This is a genomic window from Runella sp. CRIBMP (genome assembly GCF_009905605.1).
Taxonomy (GTDB): Bacteria; Bacteroidota; Bacteroidia; order Cytophagales; family Spirosomataceae; genus Runella.
The window spans coordinates 1-15,441 of record NZ_JAAAKZ010000027.1; the positions used below are offsets into that span (position 1 = coordinate 1).

Below are 15,441 nucleotides of genomic sequence, written 5' to 3' on the forward strand. Positions count from 1 at the left end.
CAATACCGCTACCTTGATTGAGGATGTTTGGGGTGGTGTTGATTTGATAAAACCGGTCAAAGATTTTTTCCAACATATCAGTTGGCATCCCTATTCCAGTATCCTCAATGGTTAGTTTTATCCCATTTTCGGCCTCGGCATCAATCCTAAAATAGACATTGCCTTCTTCATTGGTAAATTTAATTGCATTGGAGAGCAAATTGAGTAGGATACGCTCTAGCTTTTCCTTATCAAATATTGTATGATACTCATTAAAGGCGCTTTTAAAATCAAGCTGAATATTTTTTCGCTCCGAAATGTATCTAAATGAGTCTACAATCTCCTTTGCAAAGGATACAAGGTCATCTTCGGCAAGGTTTAACTTCAGCTCATTGTCTTCTATTTTACGAAAATCAAGTAATTGGTTTACAAGGTTCAAGAGTCGTTTTGCGTTTCTGTTGATTAGATTCAGAGTGTCCAGTTTTTCAATGCTTTTTTCCTGAAACAACAGACTCTCGATGGGATTTAAAACAAGCGTGAGTGGCGTCTTTAATTCATGGCTCAAATTGGTCAGGAATTTTATTTTCACCTGTTCCAACTCCATTTTTCGTTCGGCATCATTTCGTTCTTTTTCTATTAAATGCTTTACTTCAAGGCGTTCTTGCTCCAAAGCAAATTCATTTCTCAATTTCTGTATTCCTCGTCTTCGTATGGCCCATAGTGCGGTCATTAAGATGGCCAAATAGATAAAATAAGCATAGTAAGTGCGCCAAAAAGGTGGATTTACGACAATAGCGATGGTTTTTTCGGGAGAATACCAAGAGCCATCTTCGCTTTTAGCTTTTAATCTGAACGTGTACTTTCCAGGGTCTAAGTTGGTGTAAACGGCCGTGGTAACGGAGCCTACATTATTCCATTCTTTGTCAAAACCTTCCAGCATGTATGAATATTGACTTTCGTGCGGGGCGGTATAATTCAACGCCACAAAATCTAATGAAAAGTTTTGTCGGTAGCTCAAATTAATCTCTTTGGCAACAGATATATAGTCGGTGATTTCTGAATTGTCAATTGGATTAGCGCTTTTGTTATTGATTTTCAAATCTGTAATGACAATTGGCGGTACATTCTTGTTTTGGTAAAGCATTTTTGGGTAGAAGTAATTAAAGCCGTCAAGCCCGCCAAAATACATTTCACCCGAGCTTGTTTTTAGCCCTGCCCCCACATTAAAAGTACTTTGCTGTATGCCATTATGATAGGTGTAATTCTTGAATATGCTTTTTTTAGGGTCGAAAGTACTTATGCCCTTATTGGTGCTTACCCATAATTTACCAAATTCATCTTCCAGAATTTTATAAATCACTCCGTTTGAAAGCAACTGTTCTTCACTGTACTGGCTAAATTCCTTATTTTTAGGATTATACAAACATAGTCCCCCTCCAAATACACCTACCCAAATATGCCCTAATTTGCTGCAATAAATGCTCAAAACCCTATCTAAAGGAAGTTTGCTGTTACCGTGATTTAAGACAACAAACGTTTTCTGCATAGGGTCAAATACTGCAATCCCCGAGCCGTTTGAACCGAACCACAGTTTGCCCTGTTTATCTTCTTCAATAGTAGTAATATATCCGTTTAAAAATAGATTTCGCCCACCATTTAGAGGCAATATTTTATCAAAATGAAGCAACTCTCCCGTTTTTGGATGGTAAACATATATCCCGTTTCCGTTTGTACCAATCCAGATATTTCCTTGACGGTCAGCTTTTAAGCAGTTGATGGGGATATTAGAAAAATCGGTTTTACTTTTACTGATAGCAAAATTCCTTACGGTATTTGTGGTTGTGTTTACCGCATACAGGCCGTCGAGGTACGTACCTACCCAAAGCTCATTGCCCGACGGCTCCAAAGCCAAAATAACCTCTCCATTCTCTTTTGATTTGTTGAGAGAAAAGTGTTTAATGAAGCCTGTTTTTTTATTGAAGTTATTGAGTCCACCACCGTCGGTACCCACGTAAATATCCCCCGATGGACTTTCGGCAAATGAGGTAATCGAACCCGCAGTCAGTCCATTTGCATCGGATGGATTAAACTGTTTATGATTGAAAAATGCCAGGTTAACATCATATTTATTTACGCCGCCTTGGAGGGTACTAATCCAATAAATCCCACAATTATCTAAGTAAATATCCCTGACAGAGCGGCCAACGAAGCCACCCATTGCACTATATTTCCCTGATATTGAGCTTTTTACTCTTTGGACTTTCCCATTGTTAGGGTCAAAAATATTGAGTCCATCCTCGGTTCCAACCCATAATTTATCTGTATTGTCAAATAAAATTTTGAAGATACTGTTGTTGCTCAATGTGTTTTTATCGGACTTGCTATTTTTGAAGTGGGTAAAAGTTTGGCTTTGTGCATTCATCCTATTTAAGCCCCCTTCAGATGTTCCTATCCATAGGTTTCCATATTTATCTTCAGCTATGGTCCTAACGGTGTTGTCTGAAATGGTATATGAATTCTCTTTATTGTGAAGAAATCTTTTAAAACTTCCATCTTTAGGGTTAAATAGATGTAGTCCAACTTTTGTTCCGACCCAAACATTGCTTTTGCTATCCTCAAATACACAAAGAATCATCTCAGAGTTTAATGCTCTATCATCCGTTGGGTCAACTTTATAAGCGTTTATTTTGTGGGTTTTGGTATTAAAATAAAAAAGGCCACTATAGGTTCCTACCCAAATATTGCCGTTATGGTCGGCGCATAAACTCCGTATCCAACCAATTTTAGTAAAATCGTAATTGATAAAATTATTTAAACTTCTATTGTAAACGGATAGCGTAATGTTGGTACCAATCCATAGATTGCCTTCTTTATCTTCCAACATCGCCATCACAGCCCCTCTTCCTATACTTGTTGAATCATTTTCTCGATGTCGATATACCGTAAAATTATGTCCATCAAATTTATTTAAGCCGTCTTCGGTCCCAAACCACATAAAGCCATATTTATCTTTTATGATGGCATTTACGGTATTTGAAGCCAGCCCATTTTTACTACTAAAATTGATGAAGTTATATTCTTTTTGCTGTCCAAAGGAATAGTGGACTCCCAAAACTAGAAGAACTATATATAAAATATTTTTCATCTTGACCTCCTTCAAATACGAACTTCCATGGTTTTGGCTCTGATAAATGTACCCCTTTTATTGATTCATCCGGTGCAACCATTATCAAAAGACTAAGTAGTAACTTTTCTTACGCCCGTATATCAGTATAGAAATCCAAACAACCAAAGTGGCAAGTTTGTCCCAAACCCAGATTCAACATCATCTTTTACCAAATAAGCCTTTTGAATTCCCTCAATTTGTTTTTTGCCCTTGTGTTTGCCTCCTACTTCAAACGTATACAAACCTTCCACCAAAAAATCACTCACGGCCGATTCTTGCACCGAATGCCCATAGCCTACTTGATTCAAAAAAAAGGTCTCACGAAGGTTTCCCGTATCTGGTTTTTGAAGCGATAAAGCGTAGGCTAAATTGGTATTTTCTAAGTAAATTTTTTCGGGTTTTTGCAAAGCCACCATTCCCGTTCCGCCTCGGTATAGCAACTTTATCAATTTGGCTTGTTCCAGATAATGCAAATAATTATTGACTGAGTTGCGATGAATACCGCTTTTATCGGCCAATTCTGACAAATTAGGTTTAAAAGGAACGTTTTCGGCCAAAACATAGAGGAGTTGAAGTATTTTTTTGGCGTTGCGAATATCAAAATCTTTTAGCTCAGCCATGTCATATTCCACAATCATCCGAATCAATTGCTGGATTCGGTGCCTATATCCTGATTTGTCTTCCCTAAAAAATGGATAATAGCCTGAACTAAGATACGCTTCAAAATACTGTAATGGCTTAAATCCAGCAGGGAAAAAAGGCTTCCAATCCTGATTTTCCGAAAGGAGTAAGGGCAGCGGTAGCGCTTCAATCGTCACAATTCCCTCAAAGGCCAAGTATTCGCGATACGACAATCCTGGCAACTCATACATCAGTACCCGCCGGCTCAAATCAACTTCCTGCCGGGAAATATCTACAATGGAAGACCCAGTAAAAATAAGTTGTAAATCAGGGTATAAATCATAGAGGTTTTTGAGGTGAGTGGCCCAGTTTGGGTATTTATGTACCTCGTCCAGAAATAATATTTTTCCACCTTTTCTTCTGAATTCAGCGGCTGTTTCAACCAACGAATGGGTGGTAAAATACAAATCGTCTAGGGTAAAATACGCCGCCTCGGTGCTGGATTTTCCTAATGATTTCATCCGCTGGAGCATTAGGGTAGTTTTGCCCGTTCCGCGTGCGCCTTTAATGCCAATTAAACGATTTTCCCAATTGATTTTCTGGTAAAGCCCCCGCCTAAAAGAATCGGTCGTAAATTTCGATAAGCGCTCTGATGTTTCTAATAAAACCTCCATTTTGCATAATTTAATATGCAAATATAATTTTATTTTGCACAATTTAATATGCAAAATAGAGTGTATTCTATCTAATAGAATTATTAACGAACACCTCTGAACTTACGATTTAGGTAAGCAATTGAAATTACTTCCCTAGTTTGGTTTGGATGAGGTTTACAATTTCCTTGCGATTTTTGGATTTGGCAAAATCTAGAGGAGATTTTCCATCGTGCGAAAGAAGACTCAAATCTGCATTGGCGGCCAACAGTAATTTAACAATTTCAACGTTATCCTGCCAAATTGCATCGTGTAGGGCGGTATAACCATTGTAAGGGCCTTGCTTATTGATGTCAATTTTATATTCTATCAAGAGTTTAGCCGCTTCTGTTCGGCCAGCATAGGCAGCGGCGTGTAAAGCCGTGGCTTTCATACCTGGGTCAACGGCACTCACATCAGCACCAGACTCTAATAGTAATTTAACTATTTGGTTATATCCCTTATAAGCTGCAATGACCAAGGGAGCATCCTGATTTGCATCCAACTCATTGACATCCGCGCCATTTTGAATGAGTTGTTCAACGAGTGAAAAGTTATTTTTATTGATGGCATTCATTAAAGCTGTCATAACAAGTTTCTATTTGGAGTAAAGATTTTCTGAACTGTTAAAGTATGATTACACAAGGGTAATATATAAGGCGTTTAGTTATGGCTCAAATTACTAAATGTTTACAATTTGTAAAAGTATCTGGTCTATAAATGAACTCGATTTAACATTTACTAATCTTTTCAAAACTGAAAAGTGGGCGTTTATCCAGCTCAACCTTTAAAAAAAATAAAGGCCCGTGTGGGTTACACACGAGCCTTTCACTTTGAGGATACTTACTTAATTATTGAAGAATCCACATGGTTTTGTTAAAATCGTCGCTACCTGCATACTGCGACTGGATGGCACTATTTACGTTGGCGGTGTTGTAATCAAGTTCCTTTTGCGGGTACTGCCACCGAACTGGTAATTTATCTGCTGGTACGTTCAAGTTTGATTTGGGGTTAACCGGAAACACTGGAAAACCAGTACGACGGTTTTCAAAGAAGGCATCAAACGGTGCGTGAAGCATGAATGTACTCAAGTAACGCTGCGTAATAATCTGCTCAAGCTGCACTTGTTCACCTGCCGTCGTCTTCAGTTTTACTTTGTCCGAAGCAACGTATGAATCAATATAGGCATCAGTCATTTTGCGATTGTGATGGAAAAGCACATTATCGGGGGTGTATCCAGCCGTAAACTTCATACTTGCCTTGATACCATCGGTGTAGTGAGTACTTGCCGAACTCGTAATCCAGCCACGGACGGCTCCTTCAGCCAACATAAATTTCAACATGGCATAACTCAGTACATACACTGGCTCGGCATTGGCAAGCTCCAAATAGCGGCTGTTTACGTTAGAATAATCTTTGCCTCCAAAAATGGTCGTCAACTCTGCATAGACCATGGAAGGGTCGAAACCTAAGTAAGAATCCCAGCTATCTACTGCCGCCCCTTTGGCTATTTTCACTGGTGAGGGATCGGCGTAGTAGAACAAACGATAGTCGTTCAAATCTTTCAGTTTATCCACAACCACATTTGTCATCATGGTGTACAGACGCGTCGTGTTACCCAGTTTATAGAAAGGATAGCGTTGCCCGGCAAGGTCGGCATACACCAACTGAAAATTATCGGCATTGCTCTCAAAAATCGGCTTGCTGGTTACGATCGTATTGAATCGCTCTTTGACTTTTAAATCAGCCTCCCCAGTTTTACGATACAAATGGAGCAAAACCTGAAGTTCAAAGGTGTTTACAAACTTTCTCCATTTAGTGATGTCGCCACCGTAAATAGGATCACCGTCGAATTTGATACCCGCGGCAAAAAGTTTATCTGCCTCTTCGAGTTCATTGAGTACCCCTGCCATTACTTCCTTTTGGGTCGAGTATTTAGGGTTCAATGTTCCTTTTTCTCCCAATAATGCCTCTGCATAAGGAATATCGCCCACCTGCATTGACAACCAGAAGAATTTGTACGCTTTCACGAATTTCCCCAATGCCGTATAGGAGTTTTTGAAGGCACCTTCGGGGGCAAGTTCAATCATTTTCTCAACGTTGTTGAGTACCGTAAGTCCATCAAAACTTGCGCGTCCTAGGTAATTGTACTGCGCGTTTTCGGGGAATTCCATCCGGATGATAGACTTGCCATTCATCATTGACCCGATGCTTCCGAGCGAATTTCTCGAAATATCAAGGATGAGTGTAGTAGCAAGCAGTGGTGCCGACGCTTTGGTCGCGGCATTGGGGTTGGTGTTGATTTCTTCAAACTTTGAGCAACTGCCCATCGAGAGACCCACAACGCCAATAAGTAAGTATTTTTTCCAAGTAAATTTCATACGTAATGCTTTTAGATGTGATTAACAATCAGCTCTGTGTTATTAGAACGTCAACGTGATGTTACCGCCCATGTAGCGAACCGATGGTGAAGTAAGCTGCGTATCATCCGCTTTATCAGGATCGGCAAAGCGGAAGGCTTTGGTCCACATCCACACGTTTTGACCTGTTAAAGAGATAGAACCTGAACGTGCACCGAGCAACTTAGCAACAGGTGAGGGAAGGTTGTAACCCAACGACACCTCTCTCAATTTAAAGAAAGTTGCATCTGTAATACCACGAGTACCGTCTCCGTAAGAACGTGAATAATCTTGGTAAGAAACCTTGGCCTCATTAGGGGCAAATACACGTGTATCATTAGTAATTTTGCCAAAGCTATCAAACGTAACAGTTCCAGATTTTACAATAACCCCATTTCCAGTAAAAGACTTAGTTTTATTCACAACCTCATCATATCTCCATTGGTTATCCGAATCTGGGTGCGAGCCAGTGTCCCACATTTTGTACGATGTATAGTTGTTCAACACACCCCCGACGCGTCCGTCGAAGTTCACCATCAAGTTGAATTGCTTATACTTGATGGTATTGGCAAAACCCCACAAGAATTTCGGGTCAGTATACCCACGCAAGTAGCTAAAATCACTTAGAAGAGGTAAGCCGTTGGCGCGGTGGATGAGGCTTCCCGTCGCTGGATCAGTCAACCAAACACGGTCTGTGTAGGTATCTACGCGTCCACCCGCTACTGTCCATGCATTTTTAGCTGAGTTTGGTGCGATTTCTTTATAATAGCGGTGGTTAAAAGAATAGTTGGCTACAGCATCCCACTGCCAGTCGTTCTTTTTAATAATCGTAGCGTCTAAACTCACTTCAAGCCCTCTTCTTACGAGTGTTTCATCCCAGTTAATCAATGTATTAACAAACCCAGAAGCTGAAGAAATATTGGCATTGGTCTGGCGGTTATAATTGTACTTATTAAAGTAGGCAATATCCAATTTCAAGCGTTTTTTCAGGAAATAAGCGGCGGTTCCGATTTCCCAAGTCCTGTTGGTTTCGGGTAGGATGTTATCGGCGTTACGAATCGTGGTAGGATAACTTCCCGCATTGAGGCCATTCCAAGTACCGATCGTAGTGCTGTACGTTTGGTTGGTAGCATAAATTCCCAAATCCGACTTTGAAAGCGTCCAGGAACCGCGCAACTTCCAGAAGTCAAGCCAAGAAGGCAATGAACCCAACACCTCACTGATAACGAAACTTCCGCCCAAAGATGGATAGAAATAAGAACGTGAGCTTTGGGGCATAGTTGAGCTCCAGTCATTACGTCCTGTGGCATCCACGAAAAGCATATTTTTGTAAGATAGTGTAAGTTTACCGTATACACTATTCACCTGCTTTGCACTGGCAGCCACACTTACGTTAGGCCTTTCTACGGAGTTGTTGAGTGAATAATAGCCTGGAATCAAGATACCACTTCGTGTGGCACTGTACAAGTTATTATTTTTTAAAGCATAAATGGCTCCTCCAGCAAGTGCGTCAATCCCTAAATCACCAATGGTTTTGTTATAAGTAAGCAAGGCATCGCCGTTGAAACTCCAGCCCGTTTGTTTGTTGATAGCATATAAGCCTGGCGTGTCCCATCCCCGATTGGAGAGAATGTTTGGCGGATTGCGCTTGGTTTCGTCATTGTTGTACATATCAAAACCAGGACGAATAATTAAGTTGGCTCCCTCAAAAAGTTTGTAAGTAGCTGTCAAGTTAGCATTCAACCTATTTTCATAAACACCCCACAATTTTTCGTTTGCGATGAGATATGGGTTATCATACCAAGCCTTGTAATGCCAGTTTTGTTGTACATCTGGAATCAACCAATAGTTGTCTTTGTATTCTGACAAATTGTACTCTGGTCCCATCCACATCAGGATATTATACATATAACCTTGGTCGCTGTAACCAGCACCCGTTATTTGCGGAGCATTGCGTTTGTTGTAACCCATTTGGCTGGAGAGTTTAAAACGATCTCCTACTTTCATCTCCCCACCCAACGTGAAGTTGAAGGCGTCAGATTTTAGATTGGGGTATTGTCCTTTGTTATAAATATGCGTCAATGAAGTCCGGAAGCTACCGTTTTCACCCGTTTGGGCAACGCTGATGCTGTTGTTGGTGATCAGCCCTGGCACCAAAAAGTCGCGGAAGTTATTCTTTCCTCTTGACGTAAGCTCTTGCATTTCCATCTGTTTGGTGATGGGATTCCATTGGTTTGCTTTAATACCAATGTCGAGCTTTTGGCCCCAGATGTAATCGGTAGGGTCATATACTCCCCCGATACCTGCACTGTACGACTGCTGTACTTCTGGAAGCATCAAGAAGCCAGCGTTGAACATGTTGTTGGTGTTGACCGTCACCGTCAAGCCTTTGTTGGCCGAACCTTTTTTAGTAGTAACGATGATGGCCCCACTCCCCCCGCGAGAACCGTACAACGCCGAAGCGGTAGGCCCTTTCAAAACGTCAATACTTTCGATGTCGTCTTGAGCGATGTTATTAAGGGAGATATTGTTGTAAGGAACCCCGTCAATAACCAACAATGGAGTCTCACCACGTAAGCTTAGCGCTGGCATTTGGTTAAATTCAGTACTGTTTCGTACCCACAAACCAGCCACTCTCCCTGTGAGTGAAGTACCCACACTTACCCCTTTGACGGTCTGCAATGAAGGACCAGCAACCTTTTGAACAGCATATCCCAACGACTTTTCTTCCCGCTTTACCCCTAAGGCTGTCACAATCACCTCACTTAGTATTTTGGTATCAGTAGTCAAGCGAATCGAAAAGGAGGTTTTAGTGCCTACTTCTATCTCTTGGGTAGCATAACCGATAAAAGAAAACAAAATAATAGATTTCTCGCTTCTTACCGACAGCTTAAATTTACCTTCTGAATCGGTGAGTGAACCATTGGTGGTTCCTTTCTCAATTACGTTGACGCCGGGAAGCGGCGACCCGTTTTCATCGGTTACGGTTCCAGTAACCTCCTGTGCGTTTACCTGAACCTTCTGAATCGGTGGAGTCGCTGCATTAGCATCCATGATTCCAGCGCTGGTTAACACACCGAAGGAAAGAATTGAACCGGTCAACAGCATGAACCGACTCCTGCTTTTCATCAACGTGTAGGGGAATAGTTGTTTTCGCATTTGTTTAGTGTTAGAATTTAAAAATAGAAAATAGGTAAGGACAAACTTATCCGTGATTAGTCACGGCGTTAGCTTTACGCAACGGTTAGTGCGAAAAGGGTGTTGGAGCGCCGCAATCAGCAACGGGCCAACTGTGTTGAGGTTGAAAGTTTGGATAAAATGGTGTTGATATTAAAGGGGTTTTAGCTAATGATAAAGTTCCTATTAAAAAATCATTCATAGAAAGTACCGTCTTTAATTAAAGACTTTGATACATCTACTACCCTATACTCTCACAGGATTATGATGTACTACTTGGATAAGTACTATTTTATTCACAATTTTTTAAGATGGGCAAAATTAGTAGCATTTGTGTGATTCCAAAAAACTCGCAGATGAGATTCTCGTTTTTGGTGTAAAATAAATTTTCCGTCACAAATTATTAACGTTTTTATAATATAACTTACTCAAATGTTTAGTAAGAATTAACTTATGACCCAAACTCGATTCATTCATAATAAATGATTTATTGTTCTGCTGGTACTGCCTGTAAATGTGATGATTATAAATGTGATGATTATAAATGATATAGAAATAATTATAAAATTAACTTGCCGTGTTAAAGCCAAGTAGGTGGGAATTTCTACCCAATCCCCCCAGGCTAAAGAGCAATATTAATTTTTCTTTATATCATCAGTGCTGGCAAATGATGCCCCTAAAGGAGAAGACTCCATCATAAAAAAGGAAAACGGAGGTGCACATACAATCAAGTGAATACACTTAGAAATTATGTCAATTGTTAAAGCCGTCTTAATCAGTAGATTTCCCTTAACACTATCAGGGATTACGATGACTTATGTATGTGTAGGTAGCCTAAACTCTATCTTGTTGTAAAAACAGGGTGTTTTTTTAAGATTAATGAGCCATAATTGTCTCCATTTATAGACAAAATATATATATTTGTCCACAAAAAACACCAAAATCATTTGTATGATTACCGGCGAACAGGTACTAAACTTCCTCAAAAACAAGGAAGGGCTGACTTTGGCAAAAGTCGAAAAGGAAGCGGCCATTCCCAAAGGAACTCTTTCCAAATCTTTAAACGGCGAACGCGAACTGAATCAAGACCACCTTACAAAACTCTATCCCGTTTTGGTAGGGTATGGATGGAAAGAATTTTACCGCTCCAAAGCAAAGGTAATCGCTGTGGTAAACCATAAAGGCGGCGTTGGCAAAACCACCACCACACTCAATTTGGGAAAAGCCTTGGTGCTTCATGGCTATAAAGTACTGGTAATAGACATGGATTCGCAGGGAAATCTATCACAGGCCCTCGGAATTGACAGCCCTGATAAGCAGGTAATGCACGCCGTTCTTGACGATGAGCCGCTGCCTGTATATTCCATTGCTCCCAATTTTGATTTATCTCCCAGCGATTTGACCCTTGCTAGCCGAGAAAGTGAGATGATTAGAATGGTGCTAAGTGAATTGCAATTACAAAGAGCCATTGCACCCAAACTGAGTGAATATGACTACATACTGATTGATTGTCCGCCAGCACTCAATGTTTTTACCACCAGCGCGCTTATTGCGGCCAATTCTTGCCTGATTACCCTCCAACCCGAAATATCTGCACTCAAGGGAGTCAAGGGTTTATTTGACCATATTTTTCAAGTACAGCGTAGACTCAATAGCGGGCTTCATATTGAAGGCGTATTATTGACGATGGTTGATAACCGACTAAATATACACCGAGATATTATTGATCAGGTGCGTTCTCAACTAAATTCTTTTAAAATATTCAATACTCAAATCAGGATGAATGTTTCTTTGAAAGAGTCTCAGATTTCGCAAATAGATATTTTCGGATACGATGGTAGTTCCAACGGCGCAAAAGATTACATGAATCTGGCAAAAGAAATTATCGGTTAACCTCTTCCCTATTAGTTCTAATGGCAAAAAAATATCAATCCTCCCTTGGCGAACAAAAAATATTTCAAAGCTCCACCTTTGTGCAGCACGAAGACATTAAGAAAAACATAATGGTTCTACCTGAACTAGAATCACTAATTCCTCCGCTTGGAGCAGAAGAAAAAAAACAGCTGGAAATCAATATTTTGAACGAAGGCTGCCGAGAAGCTCTATTGGTCTGGCCCACTCTTGAAAATGTAGTCATCCCAAACTCAGCCTCACTAAGACCTGTATACGTCCTGATTGACGGCCATAATCGTTTTAATATTTGCGTCAAACATTCCCTTGATTTTCAAATTCATCTAGTATCATACAGCACCCTCGAAGATGTGAAAGGGTTTATGATTGATAACCAACTTGGAAGAAGGAATTTAAGTACCGAACAGGCCTCGTATTTGCGCGGAATGAAATATTTAAATCTGCGTAAGAGTAAGGGTAAATATGAACGTTCAAACCATAAGGCTCAAAATGAGCTTTATGATATTTTGCCATCTGAGCATAAAGATCAAAATGATCCTTATGCTAGTTCTGAGAAAAAAATGACTACTGCGGAGCAACTCGCACAGGAGTTTAAGGTAGGCCAAGCAACGATAAAAAGAGATGCAGAATTTGCTGAAGGTATGGAAAAACTTAGCCCGCAGTTGAAGCTTTCTATTTTGGCGGGTATCACAAAAATTAATAAAAGCCAGATTCAACAGCTGACCAAAACGGAGAATATTGAAAAACCGTTGGACTCTTTAGAAGAGATTGAATTAACGCTAATGTCTACCAAAACGCAAAGAATCACACAAACTAATGCTGTAACCCCAGCCGATGTATTGATTAACGAAATCGGTACTCTCGTGACTAAACTTAAAAATCCCCAAAGAAGAAAGGACGCCTGCGATAAACTTATAAAATTAGTTTCTGATTTACAGTCACTGTTGTAGGCTAGCTTTTATTGTCGGTGAGGTGCTATGTACCTCCAAAATGAGTACGCTCGCTATTTTTGTTTTATTATACCTCTTTTATCATTTTTTTGATGTTGGCCACCCAGTCAATTAAGCTCTAAATGTTAGTGCCCAAATAAGCCCTAAAAATGTAATAGTTGGTTTATTATTTTCTCATAATCAATAAGTTACATAAATATATATTGTCATTAATAGAAGGCGATTTATCTTACATAGTTCAGAAACATAACCCAAAAATGGGGTATTTATATAACATTTTTAGGGGTCTTTATTTAATTTTTTACGTCACCGAAAATATCCCCAAATGAGGGTACAAGAGGCGAAAAAAACTATTTAAATGAAAAAAAATAAAGAAAAACCAGCAACAAAACACTAAAACTCACCTGACGAATCAAAAATCACTGGAAAAAGCCTTAAATACCTTGAATATCTATAACTTTTTTAGGGGTTATGTATGTGGATAAAAAAGTTATTATAACAAATTTAGGGTTCGGGAAGTCTTTGTTTTAAAAAAAAAGGCAAATTCATACATTTTAACTAAGTCATTGATAATCAATTTTTTACCTTAAAAGAAAATTGGATTTAGAAAAAGAAATTTTAAAATCAACAACAATAGCGCTGATGATGTTTCTTTTCTTTTTAAAAGCTTTTAAAAGCTTTCGGTTGCCATAACTAATTCAAAATCAATGTATTACAAGGTTTATTATAACAAAATTAGGGTTAACTATAACAAAATTAGGGTTAACTATAACAAAATTAGGGTTCAATTATAACATTTTTAGGGTTAAACTATAACAAAATTAGGGTAACTGATATTTTATGCGAATTATGGTGTTATTTTTAAGCTAAAAAAAGAGCTGTATGGCCAAAAAATCTGAACCGTCATCAAAAATTGAAAAACCTCGTTTAGTTCGGTTAATTCGTAAGTCAAACGACTTGGTTGAAGGGAAATATCGTTTTGACATTTGGGAAATGAGGGTATTTACGAAAACCCTCACGATGATTCATAAAGATGATGAAGACTTCAGGCCCTACCGAATTTATCTGAAAGAAATTATCAGTGATTTTGGATTAGAGCAAAACAAGCAGTCATACAAATTTTTGAAAGAAGGAGCTGAAAAACTGGCCCGCCGAGAAATCAGGGCCGTTGCATCTACCCCCGACGGTGAAATGGAGCTATTGACCCATATAGCGGCGGGTGTAAAAAGCTTTACAAACAATAATGTTGGGAAATACATTGAGATTTCATTTCATCCAGAGATGAAACCTCATTTGCTGCAATTACAAACGCAGTTTCTGATGTACGACATTAAAAATATACTTCGCCTGCAAAGTTCGTTTTCAATCAGAATCTATGAGTTGCTGAAACAGTACGAACGAATCGGAAAACGGAAATTTACGATTGAAGAGTTAAAGGAAATTTTAGACATATCGGATAAGTACCCACTTTACGCCAATTTCAAGCAAAGGGTAATCATTAAAGCACAAGAAGACCTTTCAGAATTTACAGACATCCGTTTTACGTTTGAAGAGGAAAAGAAAGGTAAGGCGGTTTATGCGATTATTTTCTTCATTGAGCGAAATGCTGATTTCACCGAAGAATTACCCAGCAATATCATTGTTGATTCAATGATACAACTGCCAGTTGTGTCCAAGGAGTCTCAGGAAGCACTTGAAATTTTCAGTTTACTCAAGGAATTTAAAGGCGTAAATATACAGACGGTAAAAGACTGGCTTATTCAATTCTCGCCAGAGCATGTTCGTCAGCGTATAACTCTGCTTAAAAATCAAATTGCATTAGGAGGGAAGATTCGAAACCCAATGGGTTACTTACAGAAAATGATGATTCAATCAAATCTGTTTGATTTGGTAGAAGAGACGAAACATGAAAAACAACAGGTAGCTGAACAACAAAAGCAAACTCATCATTTGCTGAAGCGTTTGGCGGCTGAATTGGAGCAACTACAGGTGGGGCATTATGAAACCCAAAAACGGATGGTTGAAAAAATATTGAGCGAAGATGAGACATTGCGCACGGAAATACATAATTCAGTCAAAAACAGCCGTTTTTATGACCCAGGACAAACGATTGTCGAAAATATGAAAAAGGGGATGGTTCAAGGAATGGTTTTCTCTAAAGTGAAGCAGGCGAGACAAACGCTTTTTGAAGAAATGGATAGGGAGTTTGAAGTTTTAGAGAAATCGCTTAAAAGTCAACTCAGGGTTTTAGGATGGGATGGATAAAAACATTTCCGACTTTAAATCATTTATTTTATAGTTTTATATCGTTATAATACCGTTATAATATTGGAATATACTGCTAAATTACGCAATAAAATATAATGACAAAAAATTAGTCCATGTAAAATTCTCTTGTAAAATAAATCCGTGTCATCATCCCAACCAGAATAGACACACTAGATTCCATCAATCTCAAAATATGAATTACTTTTGTAGTTTGGATTCAAAACCGCACCATTAACTTCCTTAACTTTATTGTCTAAACAAAGGGCAATTAGTATCTT

General features: G+C 39.2%; 8 protein-coding genes. 3 read left to right on the forward strand and 5 right to left on the reverse strand.

Annotated elements, in window-relative coordinates:
* From GVN20_RS28140 to GVN20_RS28160, 5 genes are all read right to left on the reverse strand, one after another.
* The coding region (locus tag GVN20_RS28140; RefSeq protein ID WP_166561537.1) for a two-component regulator propeller domain-containing protein at positions 1 to 3,124 on the reverse strand (3,124 nt) is incomplete at its 3' end.
* A gap of 122 nt (positions 3,125 to 3,246) precedes the next feature.
* Positions 3,247 to 4,440: an ATP-binding protein gene (locus GVN20_RS28145; RefSeq protein WP_166561538.1), complete on the reverse strand. Its 1,194-nt coding sequence runs from the start codon at positions 4,438 to 4,440 to the stop codon at positions 3,247 to 3,249.
* A gap of 127 nt (positions 4,441 to 4,567) precedes the next feature.
* Entirely contained in the window at positions 4,568 to 5,047 is a 480-nt protein-coding gene (locus tag GVN20_RS28150) for an ankyrin repeat domain-containing protein (protein WP_166561539.1), read from the reverse strand.
* 262 nt (positions 5,048 to 5,309) lie between these two features.
* A complete protein-coding gene (locus GVN20_RS28155; protein ID WP_166561540.1) occupies positions 5,310 to 6,839 on the reverse strand; it encodes a SusD/RagB family nutrient-binding outer membrane lipoprotein in 1,530 nt (509 codons plus the stop codon).
* A gap of 42 nt (positions 6,840 to 6,881) precedes the next feature.
* Positions 6,882 to 10,016, reverse strand: coding sequence for a SusC/RagA family TonB-linked outer membrane protein (locus GVN20_RS28160; RefSeq protein ID WP_166561541.1), 3,135 nt, complete (start codon positions 10,014 to 10,016; stop codon positions 6,882 to 6,884).
* Between the two features lie 969 nt (positions 10,017 to 10,985).
* Here GVN20_RS28160 and GVN20_RS28165 point away from each other — a divergent pair.
* The 3 genes from GVN20_RS28165 to GVN20_RS28175 all read left to right on the forward strand — a co-directional run bounded on the left by GVN20_RS28165 (position 10,986) and on the right by GVN20_RS28175 (position 15,160).
* On the forward strand, positions 10,986 to 11,927 hold the full coding sequence (locus GVN20_RS28165) for a ParA family protein (protein WP_166561542.1): 942 nt from the start codon (positions 10,986 to 10,988) through the stop codon (positions 11,925 to 11,927).
* 20 nt (positions 11,928 to 11,947) lie between these two features.
* Positions 11,948 to 12,895, forward strand: a complete 948-nt coding sequence (locus GVN20_RS28170) for a hypothetical protein (RefSeq protein ID WP_166561543.1) — start codon at positions 11,948 to 11,950, stop codon at positions 12,893 to 12,895.
* A gap of 882 nt (positions 12,896 to 13,777) precedes the next feature.
* A complete protein-coding gene (locus GVN20_RS28175; protein ID WP_166561544.1) occupies positions 13,778 to 15,160 on the forward strand; it encodes a replication initiation protein in 1,383 nt (460 codons plus the stop codon).
* Positions 15,161 to 15,441 lie beyond the last annotated feature (281 nt).

What these genes read in the sequence shown, in the direction of transcription:
- GVN20_RS28155 (WP_166561540.1), bottom strand. Translation starts at nt 6,839, where the DNA reads ATGAAATTTACTTGGAAAAAATACTTACTTATTGGCGTTGTGGGTCTC.
- GVN20_RS28175 (WP_166561544.1), top strand. Translation starts at nt 13,778, where the DNA reads ATGGCCAAAAAATCTGAACCGTCATCAAAAATTGAAAAACCTCGTTTA.
- GVN20_RS28145 (WP_166561538.1), bottom strand. Translation starts at nt 4,440, where the DNA reads ATGGAGGTTTTATTAGAAACATCAGAGCGCTTATCGAAATTTACGACC.
- GVN20_RS28170 (WP_166561543.1), top strand. Translation starts at nt 11,948, where the DNA reads ATGGCAAAAAAATATCAATCCTCCCTTGGCGAACAAAAAATATTTCAA.
- GVN20_RS28150 (WP_166561539.1), bottom strand. Translation starts at nt 5,047, where the DNA reads ATGACAGCTTTAATGAATGCCATCAATAAAAATAACTTTTCACTCGTT.
- GVN20_RS28160 (WP_166561541.1), bottom strand. Translation starts at nt 10,016, where the DNA reads ATGCGAAAACAACTATTCCCCTACACGTTGATGAAAAGCAGGAGTCGG.
- GVN20_RS28165 (WP_166561542.1), top strand. Translation starts at nt 10,986, where the DNA reads ATGATTACCGGCGAACAGGTACTAAACTTCCTCAAAAACAAGGAAGGG.